The sequence below is a fragment of the Natronincola peptidivorans genome (assembly GCF_900111615.1).
GTDB classification, from domain to species: Bacteria; Bacillota; Clostridia; order Peptostreptococcales; family Natronincolaceae; genus Natronincola_A; species Natronincola_A peptidivorans.
The window spans coordinates 176,804-194,829 of record NZ_FOHU01000004.1; the positions used below are offsets into that span (position 1 = coordinate 176,804).

Below are 18,026 nucleotides of genomic sequence, written 5' to 3' on the forward strand. Positions count from 1 at the left end.
AAACATATCTCAGTTATAGAACAAATGGAACTTTTTTACGTCTATTAAGAATACATAGAAAGCTGGAGGGGGAAATAAGATTGAAAAAAAGAATGATATGCGTTTTAGGTGTTTTTATTGTTTGTGCTGTTATGCTTTTCATAAGCAACATTCCTGCCTATGGGGAGCCAGAATCCTTGCAGGAGGATTCCTATACTATGGACCCGTTAGGTATTGATGAAAATGTAGAGGAAATAGAGGAAGGAGAATTTCGGGCTGCATGGGTTACTACTGTCTATAATCTAGATTGGCCCTCTAAGAAGGGATTATCAAAAGAAGAGCAGCAAAAGGAATTTACCACCCTTTTGGACCAATTGCAGGAGGTTGGCTTAAACGCAGTGATTGTACAGGTGAAACCAACAGCAGACAGCTTTTACCCCTCTGAATATGGTCCTTGGTCTGAGTATTTAACTGGGATACAGGGTAAAGACCCGGCTTATGATCCATTGGCCTTTATGATTGAAGCAACTCATCAGCGCAATATGGAATTTCATGCTTGGTTTAATCCTTTTAGAGTTAGTGTGCAGGGAGATATAAATGCTTTAGCCAAAACCCACCCAGCTAGAATCAATCCCACTTGGGTTGTTCCTTATAGAGGACAGTTATATTATAATCCTGGTATGCCAGAGGTAAGAAGCTTTGTTAGAGATAGTATTATGGAGGTTGTTGAGAAATATCCTGTTGATGGTGTTCATTTAGATGATTATTTTTATCCCTATCCTGCAAAAGACTTGGATTTTCCTGATGATGCTTTATATAAGATTTCTAAAAGATATCCCATGGAAACCAAGGAGGAATGGAGAAGAAGTAATGTCAATGAATTCATCCAAGACCTATATACCTCAATCAAAAATGAAAATATGCAGGTAAAGTTTGGTGTAAGTCCCTTTGCCATATGGAGAAACCAGTCTGATGATCCATTAGGTTCTGCTACAAGAGGCGGGGTTACCAGCTATGATGGTCTTTATGCTGACACAAAGCTTTGGGTGGAGGAAGGATGGTTAGATTATATTGCCCCACAGATCTACTGGTATTTTGGCTATGGACCTGCTGCCTATGAGATAGTTTTACATTGGTGGTCAAATTTAGTCCAAGATAGAGACATCCATCTATATGTGGGCCATGCCGCCTATAAAGCACAGCCAGAAGAAACACCTTGGGGGAATCCCTATGAAATATTGAATCAAATTGACTATAATCGTAACGCGGGAAATGCACAGGGAAGCATATTCTTCAGAGCACAGTCTATTGTAAGTAATCCTCTAAACCTAGGTCATCTTTTGAAAACTACTGTTTACAAAGATGCCGTTTCAGTTCCAGAAATGCCTTGGCTTCAAAGGCCAGAGGAACTGTTGGAAGAAGTCATGGAATACTAGCTATAAAATACTTGAAAACCCTCTTCATAAGCAATTGTGAAGAGGGTTTTTTCTGCTTTTTCACATGCTAATGGCTAGTTTACTACACACTTCTACTTTTCAGGAATACTATATTATTATAATTAGACATCTTATCAACAAACTCTTTTTTCATGATTTATTTCGTAGATAGATACTTCAATGTAAGGACTAGTGTAAAAATATGCAAAGCTACTGTGGATTTTAGAAAAAAATTTGATATAGGGGGTTATTACAAGGACTCTAACACTTTAATTTTTGATATCCCAACCATTGCTATCACTGGTAGTTCTGGGAAAACTACTACTAGGGCAATTATATTCTCAATTTTAGAAACAAAATGGAAGGTTCTTAAAACAGTTGATAATAAAAATTTACCATTCCAAAATAAGCAAACACTTAAAAGCTACGATTCTTCCTATCAAGCTGTTTTATTAGAGTTTGGTATGGGGAGACCAGGAGTAGGGAAAAACCATTGTAATGTGATACAGCCTAACATCTCCATAATCACAAATATAGGAACAGCTCATTATGGGAATTTTGGGAATAGTGTTGAATCAACAGCAAAAAATAAGTCTTACCTGATAAAATATATGCATCCCAGGGGGACACTTCTTCTAAACAATGACGATGAAAATTCAAAATTATTAGAGACAAAGACCTTTGCCGGAAAAATTATTACCATAGGAATTCGTAATAAAGCTGATTATCAGGCAAGTAATATACGATTTGTAGACCAGGGGGTATGTTTTCAAGTTGCACTAGATAGACAAAGTATAGAATTTTTCATCCCTGCATATGGGTTGCATAATGTGTATAACGCTTTAGTTGCAATTGCCGTTTGCCACCATCTTAAATTTTCACCTATTGAAATCCAACTAGGTTTAAAGCGATACCAACCTCCAATAAAAAGACTTAATTTTTATCACTTATCCAATGCATCTATGCTAATTGATGATACGGTTAATGCCAATCCTGAGTCTGTAAAGACTGCCATTGATGTTCTGATTGAAAGAGGAGAAGAAAAAAAGAAAATCGTAGTCTTGGGCAGCATGTTAGAATTAGGCGAATATGAAGTGGCAGGACATATAGATGTAGGAGGATATCTAGCAAAAAATGATATAGACCTTATTTATACATTCGGGAAAGCTGCAAAAAGCATAATGGAGGGAGCTATAAAGGCAGGATTTCCTACTGATAGAATCCAGCATTTTAGCCATCGTGTAGAATTACACGCAGCTATTAAGCAATCTTTGGAGAAGAATAGTATAATCTTAGTGAAGGGTTCTAGTAAAATGAAGATGGATCAGACTGCCAAGTATATTAGGGATCGTTTCCTGTATTCTGTTTATGTGGATAGTACCGTTAATCAAGATTCTATCTATTTAAATAATTCTACCTTGCAACAGATGAATATAGCTTCTCCTTATATTACCTTTCATTTTGGTGCTTTTGCTAAAAACTTTCCCATACAAATCGATCCTAGCTTGAAAAATGGAGTTATACGATTACCAAAACAACTTAGTGATGATCTTGAAATCCCTGCAGTACCTTGCGAATATTATATGGATGATCATCATCTGCACTCAGGACCCGTTATAGGCTTGCTAGTATTACCTAGATACTATAATGATCCTCCACAACAGCTCCTTCGATTTGCCGATTATGATGGTATTAAAGGTCTTGTATTTCTTTGCAAACAATCTGATATCAACATTGATACTAGAAGGATTGAGGGCTACTACTATACCCCCGAAACGGAAGATTTTGTAGCAGGAACATTCCCGTACCCCTCCGCCTTCTTCAATCGTACTCGACTAAAGAAAAGAATTTACCGGCACTTGCAGCAGCATATCGGTGATACCGTCTTTAATTATCCCTATGGCAACACTGATAAATGGAGTTTTTATAAACAAATGTCTGAGAAATCTAAAATAATTAAACATCTACCCAACACAGTACAATATGTAAATATTAAGTCTTTGATAAAAATGCTGCGTACTTATCCAGCTATATATATGAAACCTACTACACTTGCCGGTGGAAATGGGATTCTTTATGTAAAAAAATTAAAAAAAGGTTTTCTATTATCTACGCCTTCAGGTAGTAAACAGCGTATTCATACAAAAAATGCTTTAGCTGAACAAGTAAGTATGCGGTTAGTTAAAAATAAAAAATACATTGTGCAGCAGGCTATTCCCTATGAATATAAAGGAAAGAAAATAGATTTCCGTGTGTACATTCAAAAGGATGAAACAAAGAATTGGAAATTCTCGGGTATGGAAACAAAAATTGCCAAATCAGGAAGCATTATTTCTAATTCAAAAAATCGAGAAGCAGTTATACCTGGTGAAGAAGCCCTCATGAAAATCTATGGATTAAGTGAAAAAGAGACAGTAAAAAAGATTATAGAAATTACTAAACTATGTATTAAAGTTTTAAATATTTTAGAAAAAGGAAGTCATATTGGAGATGCTGCCATTGACTTAATTATAGATGGTAATGGTGAAATGTGGATACTTGAGGTTCAATTGAATTATGCTGCTGAGATTAAAGCTTTTAGGCTGGATGACGAGCAAGCTGTATTACCAAATATCTTGCCCACACCATTGAAATATGCTAAATCTTTAACTGGTTTCTAAACAAATTGTACCTTTTTAGCTGCTCTGCCAAATGCTTAAGCATTTCTAAATACACCCTCCTTATGGCAGCACTGAAAACAACCTGCTAGAGAAAGTTGTACACTGAAAAATTTTAATAAGATAAATGTTTAACAGGCAAAGCCTTGGGTAAGTATATCTTAGAAGTAGTTAAAAAACAATTTAACAATGAAAATCACAAAGGAGGATCTATTATGAAAGACTATACTAAATTAAATGAGTACCTATCTAATCTAGCTGTATTAAATGTGAAGCTGCACAATCTCCATTGGAATGTGGTAGGTAAACAATTTATACAAGTTCATGAGTTTACTGAGTCAATGTACAATGATTTCTTTGAAAAGTATGATGATGTAGCTGAGCTTATGAAGACCAGAGATGAACAGCCTTTAGCAAAGATGGCGGATTATCTAAAAAATACTTCTATTAAAGAATTAGATAAAGATAAATTCACCAGTACTGAGGTGCTTGAAATAGTTCAGGATGATTTAAACAAAATGAAGGACTTAGCTACAGAAATCAGAACCGCAGCTGACGAAGCTGGTGATTTTGGAATAGTAGCAGAGTTTGAAGATCATATTGCTGGTTATAGTAAAAACCTATGGTTCATAAAATCAATGCTTGCATAGAACAAGTTAGTATCGTTATAAAATAAGAAATAGACTATTTTTCTAAGGGTTAGCTCCTGTATTCCAAGGAGTTAGCCCTTTTAAATTTGAATTCATACATAGCATTGATTTTATATTTTTTTGTATTAATAATATGATCACGAATTTATAGTATATTTTAGCAATACCTATATTAAAAAGGTCTTTTCACTTCTGTGTAGAATAATTAAAGTATCTGTAAACCTATTTAATATCTTTATACATTAAGGAGTGTCACCATGAAAAAACATGAAGTTTTCACAATAATTTTAATGATTATCCTGCTGATTACCACCTTTAATCAAGGCTCTACTATTCATGAGCTTAGAAACACCATTAATCACCAGAGCCATCAAATTTCCGCCTTGCAAAATGGTGTTCAAGGTATTTATGGATCAGTAAACAACTCTCTGTCTAATTGGGAGAGAGAAAATCGATGGTTGCATAGCAGTAAAAATATTATAAGTTCTATATCTAATGATGGAAATGATATGGAAGTAATTGTAAGCTGGCAGTTTAATGAATTGAGAAATGATGAAGAAGTATATTTAATGGTGGGAGAAAAAATAAACACCTCTGAATATAAATGGGAAAAAATAAAAGTAGATACCGATAACCAGCTTCATTTTGACAAAACCTTGACACTACCTTTACGAGGCGACTATAAATTTGATACTATAGCTGAAAATACTGAAGGCAGCAGGCTGGCTGAGCTTGGAACCGTTGAATTATATCGTTCCCTTAAGGAGAGATTTCAAGTCCATGGTAACATTCATGCCCGACCAGATAATAAAGCACAGATATTCGTAGATTTATTTGTTGAGGGATTTAAGTACTTCTATCATCAAAATGAATTATCCGATAGCTTTATTTCCAAACTTGAAATAGAATCTGTTTTTGTTGAAGTGTATCTAGATGGTCAATTGGTTAAGAATTTTGATCTTTTAGAAGAAACTGCAGAAAAAGGTCATAGAGAATTAGAGAAACAGATGGCAGGCTATCCTACAGATTTCATGCACATATATCAGAATTTAGAAGTAGAAGAATTGCCTTCAGGGACCCTTAGTGCTATTGTTAAAATTACTGATGGGTTAGGGGAAATCTATGAACTTCCCCTTCGTTAATTTAGAGACTCCTTTTAACTCAAACCTGTATTGAAAATAAATATTTATGTTATATATATTCAAGGAATGGATATATTGCTAATAATTTATGTATATATGTCCATTCCTTTATCATGGTATTTCAATGGTATTTCAATGGTATTTCTCCTCTATTTTTTCTAGTCTATACTTATACTGGTATTCATCTATTTTGCCTGATTCAAACAAGTTATTTATTTTAATGAATGGTCTTATTGACACAAACTCTTCTCTGTCAAGTTCAATGACTTCCTTACATTTAGGGCATATTATTCTAATGATTTTATCTATTTTCCCTAATGGAAGAACCCCTAGAGGCTTATAAAATGTTGTATCTATGATATAGTAATCATTATTATTACAGTTCTCACACTTAGGGTTTATCCTCTTTAGAAGCCATTCTTCTGTGTTAGGCTTAAACATCTGATGCCATTTTATTTTTCCAATTACTTCTGTATCTCTTTTCATCTTTCCTTTGAATCCGCCTAGACTTATAAACCACATAACTACACCTCTTAAAATTTTTCTCTTAATATGAAAATAATAAATTAACATTTAGAAACGAGAAAGACATTCAAATCATTGACTAATCTCCAAAAAATCTTCATAAAGCATCGCATAGGCTCTCATAAAGTCTGCTATCTTGCTTATTTCCTCCATTACAGACTGTTGTAATTCACTTGTATCATCACTCTGTATAAGTTGTTCTTGGTGCTCTAATGCTTTCTCGGCGGAAAAAGTCAGTTGCTCTACCACCTCACGTGCTTCATCAGAAAAAAAATGAGTACTTTCATCCTTTAATTTTTCTATAACGACATGTATTTCTCTTGCAGTTTTAATCAATTCTTCTTCATCCTCTACCGTCAGTATAGGAGAAGCAACACTATATAAGGCCATTATATCCTGAAATGTCTCCTCATACATAACAACATGATTTTCTATGGCAGAAATCTCTTCTTCATTAGTACAACCTATTAGGCCAACGATTATTATCACTATCATTAATATTAGTAAAACGAGTTTTTTCATCTTATTGCCTCCTAGTTTCAATACCTATAACTGTGGCATTTTTCAGTTATTATGCCAACTAATTAACTGTATCTCTATTTTTCTGTAAACAAACATGCCTACGGTGCCTATCCCTATCTCTTATATTTGTATTAATATTTTTTGATAGGTTTGACATAAAAATAACATAATTATCAACTTTTTACAATAACTACTCGGGAAAAGTCTAAAATAATAGATGAATTGTTGTTTTTGAAATAGAAAAGCATCTCTTTAATGAGATGCTAAGTTATTCTACGTATTATACCAATCTTGTCATCAGTTCTAAGCTATAGCTTCTCGTCCCTCTTTATTCGCCTTCTAGTATTACTCCCTATACTGGTCTTATACTAGACTTCTACAGAATAGCTTTTGTCCTATTTTTTCCTGTCCTGTCATCTGTAGAGATATCTCTAATTGTTGCTTTTATTTTCTATTGCTAATAACTTCTCTTTTGCTGTTTTTGACATCTTTTCTAATAATCCTTGTCTTTTCTCTATACCCTCCTGGATCTTGTTTCTTTTTTTCTTCTCTTTATCTATATCTACCCAAGAGATTTTTTTGTTGCGATAATACAAATCCAAATCCACTAATCGCTTTCCGCTCTCATCAAACTCTAGACCAATTAATATTTCCTTAAGTTCCTGAGGTTTATAGAGGGTAAATAAACGAACTTGATAAGCTAACACAGTAAAAAGGCTTAATGCGTGATCCCTAGTCCAAACCTCTTCTAATACCATCCCCGCCTCCAAATGGTAAAGCACATGAATCAAGCGCTCATAATGCTTATCATAATTACCTTGAACATCATAAATATTCACTCGTACCTCATACCATTTCCTATCCTCTAGGCTTTGGGTGATGTATAGTATCCCTTCATTCCTAAGTTTCTTAAAGACTTGAGAGGAGGCTTGATGTAGAAGTAATGGAGGCTCTAATAAATCCTTTTTACCTAGTGGTTCAGATAATTGCCGATGGGTCAAAAACAAAATGGTATCTCCCTGTTCTCCTTCATTGACAGCTTCTTCTAAAGACAAGTCTTTTCCATTATATAGCTCCAGCAGTTGCTCCGCCACTATAGTCTCCTTCCCAGCAATACGCATTACCATAGAGGAGGGTCCCATCTCCACCCTCTCTACCAATTGAGACACGTGGCTGTTAATAATAGTGGCTAAACAAATAGAGGCCGGCTGATTAATAAGGATGATTGTTTTAGCATCCTTGATTTCTGTTTTTATAGGATGGGGATCTGTGATGAAGATTAGACTGCTATCCTCTGATGCCTCCTCCATCCCTGGATAAAAATCCACTTCCCTGCCGTTAAGATTCTCTTTTAAAAAATCCTCTAACTGCTCTATCCCATAAGTTCTAAGAAAAATCAACCGAGGACCCATCCTTAAAAAAAGCATTTCCCTCTCCTCCTAAAGGCCAATTCCCCTTTTCTCCATTTTTCTAAATTGATTGGTGGCAAAAGGGTAAGGCAGAATATATACTTGTTTTGTGGTTAAATCGATGATATTAATCCCCATCAGCCCATTTAGCTTAACTTGGTTTTTATCAGTGGAGCTATCGGGTTCAAAACTATGACCAAATAAGTAATAATCTCCAGCTAGAGTTTTATCTATATGATAATGATTGATATATAATGAAACCCCCTCTACCATTATATTGCCTTCCTCCATCACTATGCCTTTTTCTGTTATCTCTCTTACCACTTCAGAGTTATCATGATTTCCTAGGGTATAATAAATTTCTTTTGCCTCCACCGATTCCAGTTGAGGAAGAAATTTCCCCAGAGCACTTGAATAATCATCTACTGCCTCTGGTAATACCTCCAGCTTAATATTGTCCACTAAGTCACCAGTATGAATAATATAATCTGGCTGCAGCTTCTTAATTAAACGAACAATATATTCATAAATCTCCTCTGGTGTATCACTGATGTGTAAAAGAAGAGGACCCTTTGCCTCTAGAAGCTGTCGAGGTAGATAGGGTTTATCCATTAACAGCCCTATCCAAGTCTTGATTTTTTCCTGTATCCTCATAAGCATCTCATTTCCTTTCCTGCTTCGTCTCCCTCTATCGATAGCTCGATTATCATTTCGACAATTACCATGTTTTTTCCTTCTCCACAGACAAAGGGACAGGAACTTGTTTAAAGAAAGTTACCCTGCCCCTTGTCTTTTATTTGAATTTCCGATAACTCAATTTCTATCCTCCTTTAACCCAAGGATTTTAGGATACAGTCTTTTATCTGCAAAGCTTCTAATTGCTCTTGGAGATTAAAAACTGAAAAGTTTTTTGTATTTAAGAGCTTTGCTATTTTATCCATATGTTCTAATTCCCTTCTTGCTATTACACTGTTTTCTTTTCCCATCATGCCCCAACAATCCCAAGGAAGAGGTTCCAGCTTATTGAGGCATAGAAGATCACGAATCATATTATCTCTAACAAACCACATTCCATTTAAATGTTCTTCTTCAGTGCCATAATTTTCTGGATCATGTCCATTTTCCCTGCAATTGACCCAAGCCTCTCCTCCTGTCATAAAATCTTCACCTTTTACATCATAGGGATTGTAATGTAGCTTCAGTAAACCTTCAAACAGTTGAATCGGCAGCATTTCCTTTTTTAGGTGAATTTGACTCATCCATATATCTACCATAATCCAGCGTTCTTCAGATCTATTCCAATACTCACAAACCCAATGATCAAAGTTTTTCTTGTGGAAAGGGTCAAAAAAAGATGCAAATCCTGATCTCAATCGAGCAGGTATCTTATGATACCTTAAAATAGAACAAAGCATAAGAGATAGATCTCTACAATTGCCAAGCAAAGCCTTCTGGGAATCTCTTGAATTCTTCAAACTGGAATCATCTCTTTTTACTACTTCTCTCAATTTTTCTTCAATACTCCTTAGTCTGCTATCATTTAAATACTCTTGTTGAACTGTCACTAGCTGCATATTCACCCATAAATCAATTAACATAAACTTGTGTATGCTTTCACAAAGCTGAGGTATGTCAGTAGGAAAATCATCAAGCAAATGCTGGTATGCTCCTGGAGATGAAGTGAGTCCTTGTTCATAATAAAACGCTACACAACTATCCAATTTCATCTTATATCCTCCTCAACATAAATAATATTTCAAATTTGCATATTATTATATCAGGAGTAATATGACAGCAGTATGTCATGTTTGATCATCTTTATGCTTTTATTCTAACCTTTCCATCAGCTTTAAACTGTAGCCTATGCTTTCTATTTCTGGACGATTTAGTATAGCTCCCTCCGCTGGTCTAATATTTAGCTTTAAAACAATTGCTTTTTGTCCTATTCCTTGATAAAACTGGATACGATTCATTGTTACTGATACCTCCAATAAATCTGACATGGCTTCTGCTGTTGCTTCATGCCCTATTGCTGATATATAGCCATATTCCTTAATCAACTCTTTTGCTTCATCAATGGTGATATCCGAAATCCTATATACTCCATTGGTGGTAACGACGGTACCGTTAAATAACGCTACTGGCTGTTTTTTTGATTTTGCTCCATTGTTTGTACTCATATTTTCTCCTCCAAATATTTCACGATGTCCTTTGCCTTTGGAGGGCAGCCCATGATGTTATTAGAAAATTCTTTGGTGCACAGGCCAATTCCCAGTCCTTCCAAGCTTTCCTTCTGAAAAGCCTGACCAATGTAGATTTTTTCCTTCAGTCTCCCTAGCTTTCCTTTATCCTCTAACCTTTGTAGCGCATGAATAAGACTTCCATAGCAGGCTGAGCAGGCATCCTTTTGAACCACATGTTTGGCTAGTCTACTGACCTTATTAGAATCCTTTATCCCTATGGTATTCTTATTTTCTTTACCATACTCTGTGATGATGGCATTAGCTACATCGGTGGAGCCTACCCCTAGTTCTGCAGCTATGTTGATATAATCTACATCCTCTATGCTATATCCCATCAGCTCTGCTACATAGCTGTCTATCAGTACTGGATCCTTGCCGATAATAATACGTTCCATTTCTACTGGGGTCCCTCCCTCTTCAAAGGTTAAATCCCCCATCATACCATCTACGATGGTTAGATCCTGTTTTAATGCTTTATTTAAGTAAGCGATTGGCTTATGAAGGCCTATTGTATGGTATCTTCTCTTTTCATTATCGGGAATACATCCCTTCATATTTTTTAGAGCACAGGTCATTCTTGTTTGACAATGCCCCTTTAGTACTGGGAGGTTGATAAGAAAATCTACTTCATGGACAGAGGCACATACCTCCAAGGTTAACTCCTTGATTTTTATGGTTTTTGTTTTATCCTTCTTTAAATCTAGCAGAGGTACATTATACTTTTTTGAGATTTCTTCATAGCCGCATACCTTAAAGGCTTTTGTAGTGCTATCTCCGATCCAGGAGCTTTCCATAATGGTGATATTGCTATAGCCTTGTTCCTGTAGATATTCAATAACTCCCTCTACGATTTCGGGGGAGGTAGTGGCTCCACTGGAGGCTTTTTTTGATACCACCAGGTTGGGCTTTAACCCAATGGAGGCATCTTTTTTTAATCCTTTTTCCATCTTTAGCTCTGCTAATAGCTCCTTTACCATTTTTTTTGCATCTTTTCCATAGTTCACAGCAATTTCATTCTTTTGCATGTTATCAAACCTTTCTATTGATGCTTTATCCCTTGATTACCCCTAGAGGTGTCAGTTTTACCAATGGTTTTACTAAATCCTTCTGATTTGCCATGACCTCCTCTATATCCTTATAGGCCATAGGGGCTTCTGAATAGTCTCCTCGCCAGCCTTTAAATAAAATTCCCTCCATTGCTTTATTGGCGGCTTCCTCCGTAATGATTTGATTTGCTTTTTTTCTGCTTACTGCCCTCCCAGCACCATGACTGCAGGACTGAAAGCTCTCTGGGTTTCCTAAGCCTGCTACGATATAAGAAGGTGTCCCCATAGATCCTGGTATAATCCCTAGCTCTCCCTTTCTTGCGCTGGTGGCACCCTTTCTGTGGAGCACAACTTGTTTTTGAAAATGCTTTTCCATAGCTGCATAATTATGATGGATATCGATTTGCTGCAGAATCTCCTGAGATTTTGTTTCCTCTGCAAAAGCGTCATAAAAAGCATCAGCAATAGCTTGGCGGTTTGCCCTAGCAAATGCTAGACAAAACTCCATGGCGGCAAAGTATTCCCTTCCCTCCGGGGAATCAATAGACAAGGATGCTAAATCATACTTTGGGGGTACGATGTTATATTTTACATTTAGTTTTTTTGCTAAAGTATTGTAGTAATTGGCTACCTTTAATCCAAGGTTTCTACTGCCGGAGTGCACCATCAACCAGATAAATCCATCACTCCCCATTTCTATACTACAAAAATGATTTCCGCCCCCTAAGGTTCCTAGCTGTTTTCTAGCTGAGGTTAATTCCTGTTTAATAATCCTACTATCAGGTATTTTTTTAAAGCCCTGCCAGTTTTGGGGTTTTTTATGGCGTTTAAAGCCCATTGGAACCCTTTGACTTGTTTTATTTAATATTTCCTCAGTTGATTTCCTATTGAGTTCTTGTTTATCTGTCTTTATCGCTACAACTCCACAGCCTATATCTACCCCTACTGCATTGGGAATAATCATTTCCTCTGTAGCTAGGACACCTCCTATCGGCATCCCATAGCCTTCATGAGCATCCGCCATTAAAGCTATGTGGCTATAGGCAAAGGTCAGCTTAGACAAATTAATTGCTTGCTGTATAGCTCCTTCGTCGATTTCTGTAGCCCATATCTTTATTGGTATCCCTTCCGATTCCATAATCCTCATTTTCTTCATCTCCTACATTTATTTATGTCTAGGAAATTATAGTTTTCATTTCCTAGACATAGGCAGTGCAGAGGGAGTTCCCCTCGCCGGTTGAAGGGGTGCTCAGGCAAGGTCTTTTCTTCATTAGAGGATTTTAACTGATGAGCCTCTCATCCTTCTCAAGAATTGTTATTAAGCCCTTGCTTTTCTAGAGTCCTAAATCATCTGATATTTCCTGCATGGCCTTTAAAGAAAGCTCTGCGAATTCAGAAAAGGGTATGCCTATTTTTTCAATGGATGCCATAGCCTGCCGGTCTGCCCCTGCTGCAAATTTTAATTCCTTCATTCTTTTTGATATGGATTTTACTTTTACGCTGCTTAGTTTTTTATCAGGATATACAAGGGTAATTGCAGTAATAAATCCAGTAATAGGGTCTGCAGCATAGATAGCTCTATCCATCGTGCTTTCTATTTTCACTCCAGTCTCCTTGTTATGGGCGCATATGGCATGATACATGGATTCATCTCCAATACCTGCTTCTTTTAAAATTTCCACAGTTTTAGGACCATGAAGATGATTTTCCCCATTTTTGTAGTCAACTAAATCTGCATCTAGATCATGGAGCAGTCCTGCCATTGCCCATTGTTCTTCCTGACTGGGTTCTAACCTTTTAGCAAGGGCTCTCATCACTGCTTCTACAGCATAAGAATGTTTTGTAAGATGCTCTGTTTTTAGATGTTTTTCTAATAATTCTAGGGCTTTTTCTCTTTCTCTCATGTTTTTTCTCTCCTTTGTTTGTGAATCTCCAGCTTCATGAACAGTATAATTGCTTTCATGAAATTCATGAAGACTGGATTAATAAGTATTTTTAAAGTTATCTAGTTTTAGCATAGCATGTTTTCTCTAAAAACAACAAGCTTAAAATGGCTGTTTTTATATGAATGAAATTTAATCTCCTCTAGCTACTTCTTTGTCTGTGTTTCTAATAAGAATATCACATTTTAGACATAAAATCATGGAAAAATGTCGTTATAAAACAAATGAATGAGGGATTAAGATGTAAGTTTTGTAAAAAATTCTAAAGACTTTCTCCCATCAATACCTTCCTGTATAATAAAGTTAAAGTATGATGTTTAAGGGGATGAGATTTTGAGAGCAGCCATAAGAAAAGAAAAAAGGAGAAACAGAAGACGAAGAACACTATCTATTATCCTTTGGATGTCTATCGTTGTAACCGTTTTCGGTTATTTTTATAGAGATAATATGATAAAACATATTACCAGCTTTGCTGAGAATATCGTATCCACCTTTTCTGATGGTGGCCAGTACAGTACTGCTAATATCCTTATAGGAAATCAAGAGATTGATGGAAAGCTGATGATAGAGCAGGATGAGATTTATATGGATATTGCCTTGGTGAAGAAATACATCCTTCCAGATGTAGAATTTGCAAGAAAAGATAGCAGTATCTATATAGACATTCCTCAGGATTATTATAGCTTTACTGAGAAGTCATTAGATGCATATATGAAGTCTGGAAATATTCGATTAAATTTTTTACTAAGACTTGTGGAGGATGTCTATTATATACCTCTACAATCATTAGTAAAGGTAATGGGCTTTGAAGTAAACTATTATGAGGATCGGGATCTTGTTGTGGTTAATAGTCCTTATGATGCTTATCACTTAGGAAGGACTGTAAAATCTGCTAGCTTGGTGGACAAGCCAGGAATGCTTAGAAAGGAAATCGTAGAAATCGAACCGGAGGTAATGATAAGGGTTTATGAGGAAGAGGGTAATTATTATAGAGTGGTAGCAGGAGAAGGGTATTTAGGCTATATCGAGAAAACCTCTGTGAATCTTTTAGGGGATAGTAAGGTTTCCACCTCATATTCCAATTTTTTTGCACCTCTCCCCGAGAAGTGGCAGCCTGATGAGACAGTTGGTCTTGTATGGGATTATGTCCATTTAAGAACAAAGGACAGAAGGGATGAGGAAAAAATCAATGCTGTAGATATTGTATCTCCAACCTGGTTTGATTTAATAAAAGCCGATGGTACAGTATTAAATAAAGGAGTCCTTGAGTATGTTCAAGATGCTCATGAAAAGGGCTATAAGGTCTGGGGACTTGTTACCAATAGCTTTGATCCTGATTTGACCCATGAATTTTTAGGAGATATAGAGGCCCAGGAAAATTTTATTCGTCAAATGATTATGTATAGTAGTATTTATCAACTCGATGGTATCAATATCGATTTTGAAAATATTTATTATAAAGATCAAACTGCTTTAACTGAGTTTGTCCAACTGCTGACAGACAAGCTGCATCAGCAAAATCTTGTTGTATCTATTGATGTAACCATACCTTCCACCAGTCCTAATTGGTCAATGGTTTATGATCGACAAAAACTTGCACCTATTGTAGATTATATTGCAGTAATGACCTATGATGAGCATTGGGGATCCAGTCCAAGAAGCGGCTCTGTTGCCTCTATTGGATGGGTAGAAAGAGGTATTCAGCGTAGTCTTGATTATATTCCTCCTGAGAAGCTTTTATTGGGTCTCCCATTTTACACAAGGCTTTGGCAGGAGGAAAAACAGCCAGATGGCAGCATCAAGGTTTCTTCTAGGGCTTATGGTATGGAAGCTATAGCTTCTATTCTTGAGAAAAATGATGCTGAGCTCCATTGGGATGAAACTGCAGGTCAGTATTATGCAGAGTACCAACAGGAAGGTAGCACCTATAGGGTGTGGCTGGAGGATAAAAGATCCCTTGCTTTAAAAGCCTCCATCATAGAAAAGTATAATCTAGCTGGCTTTGCTGCCTGGAGAAAGGATTTTGAGAAAGAAGATATATGGTCTACACTAGAAGATATCGTGAAAAATAGTAAAAGCTATTATGATCTTGTTTTTGATTAATTATTTTCCTCTATTTAGTCAAAAAAGCTTAGCTGTTGCATTTCCTCTTGGGAGAAGTTTGAGACTGATAGACCGATCAGTCTCAAATCCTCCTCTAAAACAATATCTTCTAGGATGTCACATGCTAAAGTATAGATTGCTTGCTGAGATTGGAAATAGTGATGTATACTCTTACTTCTAGTATGGCTTGAGAAGTCACTTAGTTTGTATTTTATGGTAATGGTTTTTGCTGATATATTTCTTCTTTCCAAAGATCTTCCTATATCCTTTGAAAAAGCTAGTAAAATGTCTTTAAGATAATTCTTATCCCTTGTATCCTGCTGCAGCGTTGTTTCTCTCCCAATGGATTTTGCTTCTCTTCCCACCTGCACCTCTCGGTGGTCTACACCGCGAATCATCTGATAAATCTCCGTCCCCATCTTACCTAAAAAATGAATTAGGTATTCCTCTGGCAAACTCATTAAATCCTCTATAGTGTCTATGCCAATGCTATTCAATTTGTCAGCTGATTTTTTACCAATACCATATACCTTCTTTATGGATAAGGGTTTTAAGATATCTGGTACCATGTCCTTTGTTATAGTTTTAATGCCATTAGGCTTGTTCCAATCGGAAGCAAGTTTTGCTAAAAACTTATTATAGGAAATCCCTATTGAAAGGGTTAGTCCTGTCTGAAGCAATACTTCTTTTTTTATAAAGCTTGCTATCTTTATTGGTTCCTGTGAAGTGTGGGTTATATCGAGATAAGCCTCATCTATAGATAAGGGCTCTACTAAATCCGTGATGCTATAGAAAATACTAAATACCTTTCGGGATACTTCTTTATAGCGTTCATATCTTACAGGTAAATAAACAGCATCGGGGCACCTTTGTTTTGCCATAAAGATAGGCATAGCAGAATGAATCCCATAGCTTCTAGCTTCATAGGAACATGTAGCCACTATCCCTCGATGGCTGTTTCCCCCCACAACCACCGGTTTGCCTTTAAGTTTTGGATAATCCTGTTGTTCTACTGCTGCAAAGAAAGCATCCATGTCTACATGAATGATTTTTTTCTCCATGAAGCATTTCTCCCTAGTATATTGCCTTTTTTGTGTAATTTTCTTTACTATCTCTACTAAAAGTATATCAGATTCTTACATTTATTTTTGAAAAAAATCTCTTGTTCTATTGATTAAAACCAGAGATTTTTTCTAAGCTTTATTTAGATGGTGTTGGTAAGAACGGATACATTTCTCCCGCCATACTTTGGATCGGCATTGTTTGAATCCATACCTTTCCTGGCCCAGTCAAAGTGGTTAAAAACATTCCTTCCCCACCAAATAGCATATTACGGAATCCTTTAATCATCTCAATATTCATGTCTACTGTTGCCTCATACATACCTACTGATCCGGTTTCTACTTTGATTGATTGTCCAGCTGCTAGATCCATTTCATAAGCCTCGCCGTCAATTTCTACAAAAGCTAAACCTGTACCCTTTAACTCTTGCATAACAAAGCCTTCTCCCCCAAAGAAACCTGACCCTAATCGTCTTTGAAAGGCTATCTCAAGATCTACTCCTTCTGTTGCACAGAGAAAGGCTCTTTTTTGACAAATAATAGATCTCTTGCTGACATCTACTGGTATGATATGTCCTGGGAAGGTATGTCCAAAGGCAATTCTATCTCCATCCTGTTGAGCTGTAAAGAAATTCATAAATCCACTTTCACCCATCACTTTTCTTTTTAAAAAACCTCCAACGCCTCCATCCATACTGGTTTTCATTTCTACTGTTGCATCCATCCACTTCATGGCACCTGCTTGGCATTTTATAACCTCTCCTCTACTTAAGGTCATTTCTACCAAAGGCATGGTGCTACCAATGATTTTATAATTCATAATTTTTTCTCCCTTCTATGTAATAGTTTATTTTATTCCTCACTCTTATAAATTATTTTATAAACTCCTCTGATTTATTTATTTTTTTATGCATAGCTCCTTTTTTCTCTTAAGATATGTTCTATAATGGTTATAAGAATCCTTTATTTCCCATAACAAAAAATACATTCAGTATATTAAGGAATGTACTTTTATCTATTTAAGCTTTTCTAATTTTCTCTTCAATTCTTCAATCTCCTTCTGGATTTTGCATCGTTCTTCTTCTCGTTCTTCAATAAATTCCTGTGTTTCTCCAAGTGCCTGCAGTGTATCACCAAAAACAGAAATCCAATTTCCAATGACGGAAACCTTGCCTCCATCATCCACAGCCTTTGATGTTAATATTGCCAATAAAGCAACGATCAGAGGTAAACTCTTTATACTGTTGGAATCAAAACCACTCATAATCAGGCCTCCTCTACTTATTAATATATTTTATGAAGCATAAGAA

Annotated in this window: 17 protein-coding genes; 5 read left to right on the plus strand and 12 right to left on the minus strand. The window is 36.1% G+C overall.

Going from position 1 to position 18,026, the window contains the following annotated elements:
• Nucleotides 1-80: 80 nt before the first annotated feature.
• The 4 genes from BMX10_RS06695 (at nucleotide 81) to BMX10_RS06710 (ending at nucleotide 5,864) form a co-directional block, all read left to right on the plus strand.
• Nucleotides 81-1,415, plus strand: coding sequence for a glycoside hydrolase family 10-like protein (locus tag BMX10_RS06695; protein ID WP_244272656.1), 1,335 nt, complete (start codon nucleotides 81-83; stop codon nucleotides 1,413-1,415).
• A 215-nt stretch (nucleotides 1,416-1,630) separates the two neighbouring features.
• Nucleotides 1,631-4,075 carry a YheC/YheD family protein gene (locus BMX10_RS06700; protein WP_170834718.1) on the plus strand — a complete coding sequence of 815 codons (2,445 nt, stop codon included), beginning with the start codon at nucleotides 1,631-1,633 and terminating at the stop codon, nucleotides 4,073-4,075.
• 212 nt (nucleotides 4,076-4,287) lie between these two features.
• The gene (locus BMX10_RS06705) at nucleotides 4,288-4,722 is read left to right on the plus strand and encodes a Dps family protein (protein ID WP_090441295.1); all 435 of its coding nucleotides are present in this window, start codon (nucleotides 4,288-4,290) and stop codon (nucleotides 4,720-4,722) included.
• 257 nt (nucleotides 4,723-4,979) lie between these two features.
• Nucleotides 4,980-5,864: a hypothetical protein gene (locus tag BMX10_RS06710; RefSeq protein WP_090441300.1), complete on the plus strand. Its 885-nt coding sequence runs from the start codon at nucleotides 4,980-4,982 to the stop codon at nucleotides 5,862-5,864.
• 132 nt (nucleotides 5,865-5,996) lie between these two features.
• On the opposite strand, the gene BMX10_RS06715 is transcribed toward BMX10_RS06710, so the two are convergent.
• From BMX10_RS06715 to BMX10_RS06755, 9 genes are all read right to left on the minus strand, one after another.
• Complete coding sequence (locus BMX10_RS06715) at nucleotides 5,997-6,350, minus strand: hypothetical protein (RefSeq protein ID WP_139176391.1); 354 nt, start codon at nucleotides 6,348-6,350, stop codon at nucleotides 5,997-5,999.
• A gap of 111 nt (nucleotides 6,351-6,461) precedes the next feature.
• A complete protein-coding gene (locus BMX10_RS06720) occupies nucleotides 6,462-6,911 on the minus strand; it encodes a hypothetical protein (RefSeq protein ID WP_090441306.1) in 450 nt (149 codons plus the stop codon).
• Between the two features lie 431 nt (nucleotides 6,912-7,342).
• A complete protein-coding gene (locus BMX10_RS06725) occupies nucleotides 7,343-8,338 on the minus strand; it encodes a hypothetical protein (protein ID WP_090441308.1) in 996 nt (331 codons plus the stop codon).
• Between the two features lie 12 nt (nucleotides 8,339-8,350).
• Nucleotides 8,351-8,974 carry a metallophosphoesterase gene (locus BMX10_RS06730; protein WP_170834719.1) on the minus strand — a complete coding sequence of 208 codons (624 nt, stop codon included), beginning with the start codon at nucleotides 8,972-8,974 and terminating at the stop codon, nucleotides 8,351-8,353.
• Between the two features lie 176 nt (nucleotides 8,975-9,150).
• On the minus strand, nucleotides 9,151-10,047 hold the full coding sequence (locus BMX10_RS06735) for a transglutaminase-like domain-containing protein (RefSeq protein WP_090441314.1): 897 nt from the start codon (nucleotides 10,045-10,047) through the stop codon (nucleotides 9,151-9,153).
• A gap of 99 nt (nucleotides 10,048-10,146) precedes the next feature.
• Complete coding sequence (locus BMX10_RS06740) at nucleotides 10,147-10,500, minus strand: YddF family protein (RefSeq protein ID WP_090441318.1); 354 nt, start codon at nucleotides 10,498-10,500, stop codon at nucleotides 10,147-10,149.
• The gene (locus BMX10_RS06745) at nucleotides 10,497-11,588 is read right to left on the minus strand and encodes a DUF362 domain-containing protein (protein WP_090441321.1); all 1,092 of its coding nucleotides are present in this window, start codon (nucleotides 11,586-11,588) and stop codon (nucleotides 10,497-10,499) included. The genes BMX10_RS06740 and BMX10_RS06745 overlap by 4 nt, the downstream gene beginning before the upstream one ends.
• Nucleotides 11,589-11,613: 25 nt before the next feature.
• On the minus strand, nucleotides 11,614-12,756 hold the full coding sequence (locus BMX10_RS06750; protein ID WP_090441324.1) for an RtcB family protein: 1,143 nt from the start codon (nucleotides 12,754-12,756) through the stop codon (nucleotides 11,614-11,616).
• 187 nt (nucleotides 12,757-12,943) lie between these two features.
• Nucleotides 12,944-13,513, minus strand: coding sequence for an HD domain-containing protein (locus BMX10_RS06755; RefSeq protein ID WP_090441327.1), 570 nt, complete (start codon nucleotides 13,511-13,513; stop codon nucleotides 12,944-12,946).
• A 372-nt stretch (nucleotides 13,514-13,885) separates the two neighbouring features.
• Between BMX10_RS06755 and BMX10_RS06760 the strand changes: the two genes are divergently transcribed.
• The gene (locus BMX10_RS06760) at nucleotides 13,886-15,655 is read left to right on the plus strand and encodes a glycosyl hydrolase family 18 protein (RefSeq protein ID WP_090441330.1); all 1,770 of its coding nucleotides are present in this window, start codon (nucleotides 13,886-13,888) and stop codon (nucleotides 15,653-15,655) included.
• 14 nt (nucleotides 15,656-15,669) lie between these two features.
• Here the strand turns inward: BMX10_RS06760 and BMX10_RS06765 are convergent, their stop codons facing one another.
• The 3 genes from BMX10_RS06765 to BMX10_RS06775 form a co-directional block, all read right to left on the minus strand.
• Nucleotides 15,670-16,716, minus strand: a complete 1,047-nt coding sequence (locus tag BMX10_RS06765; protein ID WP_090441334.1) for a DNA polymerase IV — start codon at nucleotides 16,714-16,716, stop codon at nucleotides 15,670-15,672.
• 139 nt (nucleotides 16,717-16,855) lie between these two features.
• Nucleotides 16,856-17,536, minus strand: coding sequence for a TIGR00266 family protein (locus BMX10_RS06770; protein ID WP_090441336.1), 681 nt, complete (start codon nucleotides 17,534-17,536; stop codon nucleotides 16,856-16,858).
• Nucleotides 17,537-17,731: 195 nt separating this feature from the next.
• Nucleotides 17,732-17,980 (minus strand): hypothetical protein, encoded by a 249-nt coding sequence (locus BMX10_RS06775; protein ID WP_090441339.1) that lies wholly within the window; start codon nucleotides 17,978-17,980, stop codon nucleotides 17,732-17,734.
• Nucleotides 17,981-18,026: the final 46 nt, after the last annotated feature.

What these genes read in the sequence shown, in the direction of transcription:
- BMX10_RS06705 (WP_090441295.1), top strand. Translation starts at nt 4,288, where the DNA reads ATGAAAGACTATACTAAATTAAATGAGTACCTATCTAATCTAGCTGTA.
- BMX10_RS06710 (WP_090441300.1), top strand. Translation starts at nt 4,980, where the DNA reads ATGAAAAAACATGAAGTTTTCACAATAATTTTAATGATTATCCTGCTG.
- BMX10_RS06715 (WP_139176391.1), bottom strand. Translation starts at nt 6,350, where the DNA reads ATGAAAAGAGATACAGAAGTAATTGGAAAAATAAAATGGCATCAGATG.
- BMX10_RS06720 (WP_090441306.1), bottom strand. Translation starts at nt 6,911, where the DNA reads ATGAAAAAACTCGTTTTACTAATATTAATGATAGTGATAATAATCGTT.
- BMX10_RS06725 (WP_090441308.1), bottom strand. Translation starts at nt 8,338, where the DNA reads ATGCTTTTTTTAAGGATGGGTCCTCGGTTGATTTTTCTTAGAACTTAT.
- BMX10_RS06730 (WP_170834719.1), bottom strand. Translation starts at nt 8,974, where the DNA reads ATGAGGATACAGGAAAAAATCAAGACTTGGATAGGGCTGTTAATGGAT.
- BMX10_RS06735 (WP_090441314.1), bottom strand. Translation starts at nt 10,047, where the DNA reads ATGAAATTGGATAGTTGTGTAGCGTTTTATTATGAACAAGGACTCACT.
- BMX10_RS06740 (WP_090441318.1), bottom strand. Translation starts at nt 10,500, where the DNA reads ATGAGTACAAACAATGGAGCAAAATCAAAAAAACAGCCAGTAGCGTTA.
- BMX10_RS06745 (WP_090441321.1), bottom strand. Translation starts at nt 11,588, where the DNA reads ATGCAAAAGAATGAAATTGCTGTGAACTATGGAAAAGATGCAAAAAAA.
- BMX10_RS06750 (WP_090441324.1), bottom strand. Translation starts at nt 12,756, where the DNA reads ATGAGGATTATGGAATCGGAAGGGATACCAATAAAGATATGGGCTACA.
- BMX10_RS06755 (WP_090441327.1), bottom strand. Translation starts at nt 13,513, where the DNA reads ATGAGAGAAAGAGAAAAAGCCCTAGAATTATTAGAAAAACATCTAAAA.
- BMX10_RS06765 (WP_090441334.1), bottom strand. Translation starts at nt 16,716, where the DNA reads ATGGAGAAAAAAATCATTCATGTAGACATGGATGCTTTCTTTGCAGCA.
- BMX10_RS06770 (WP_090441336.1), bottom strand. Translation starts at nt 17,536, where the DNA reads ATGAATTATAAAATCATTGGTAGCACCATGCCTTTGGTAGAAATGACC.
- BMX10_RS06775 (WP_090441339.1), bottom strand. Translation starts at nt 17,980, where the DNA reads ATGAGTGGTTTTGATTCCAACAGTATAAAGAGTTTACCTCTGATCGTT.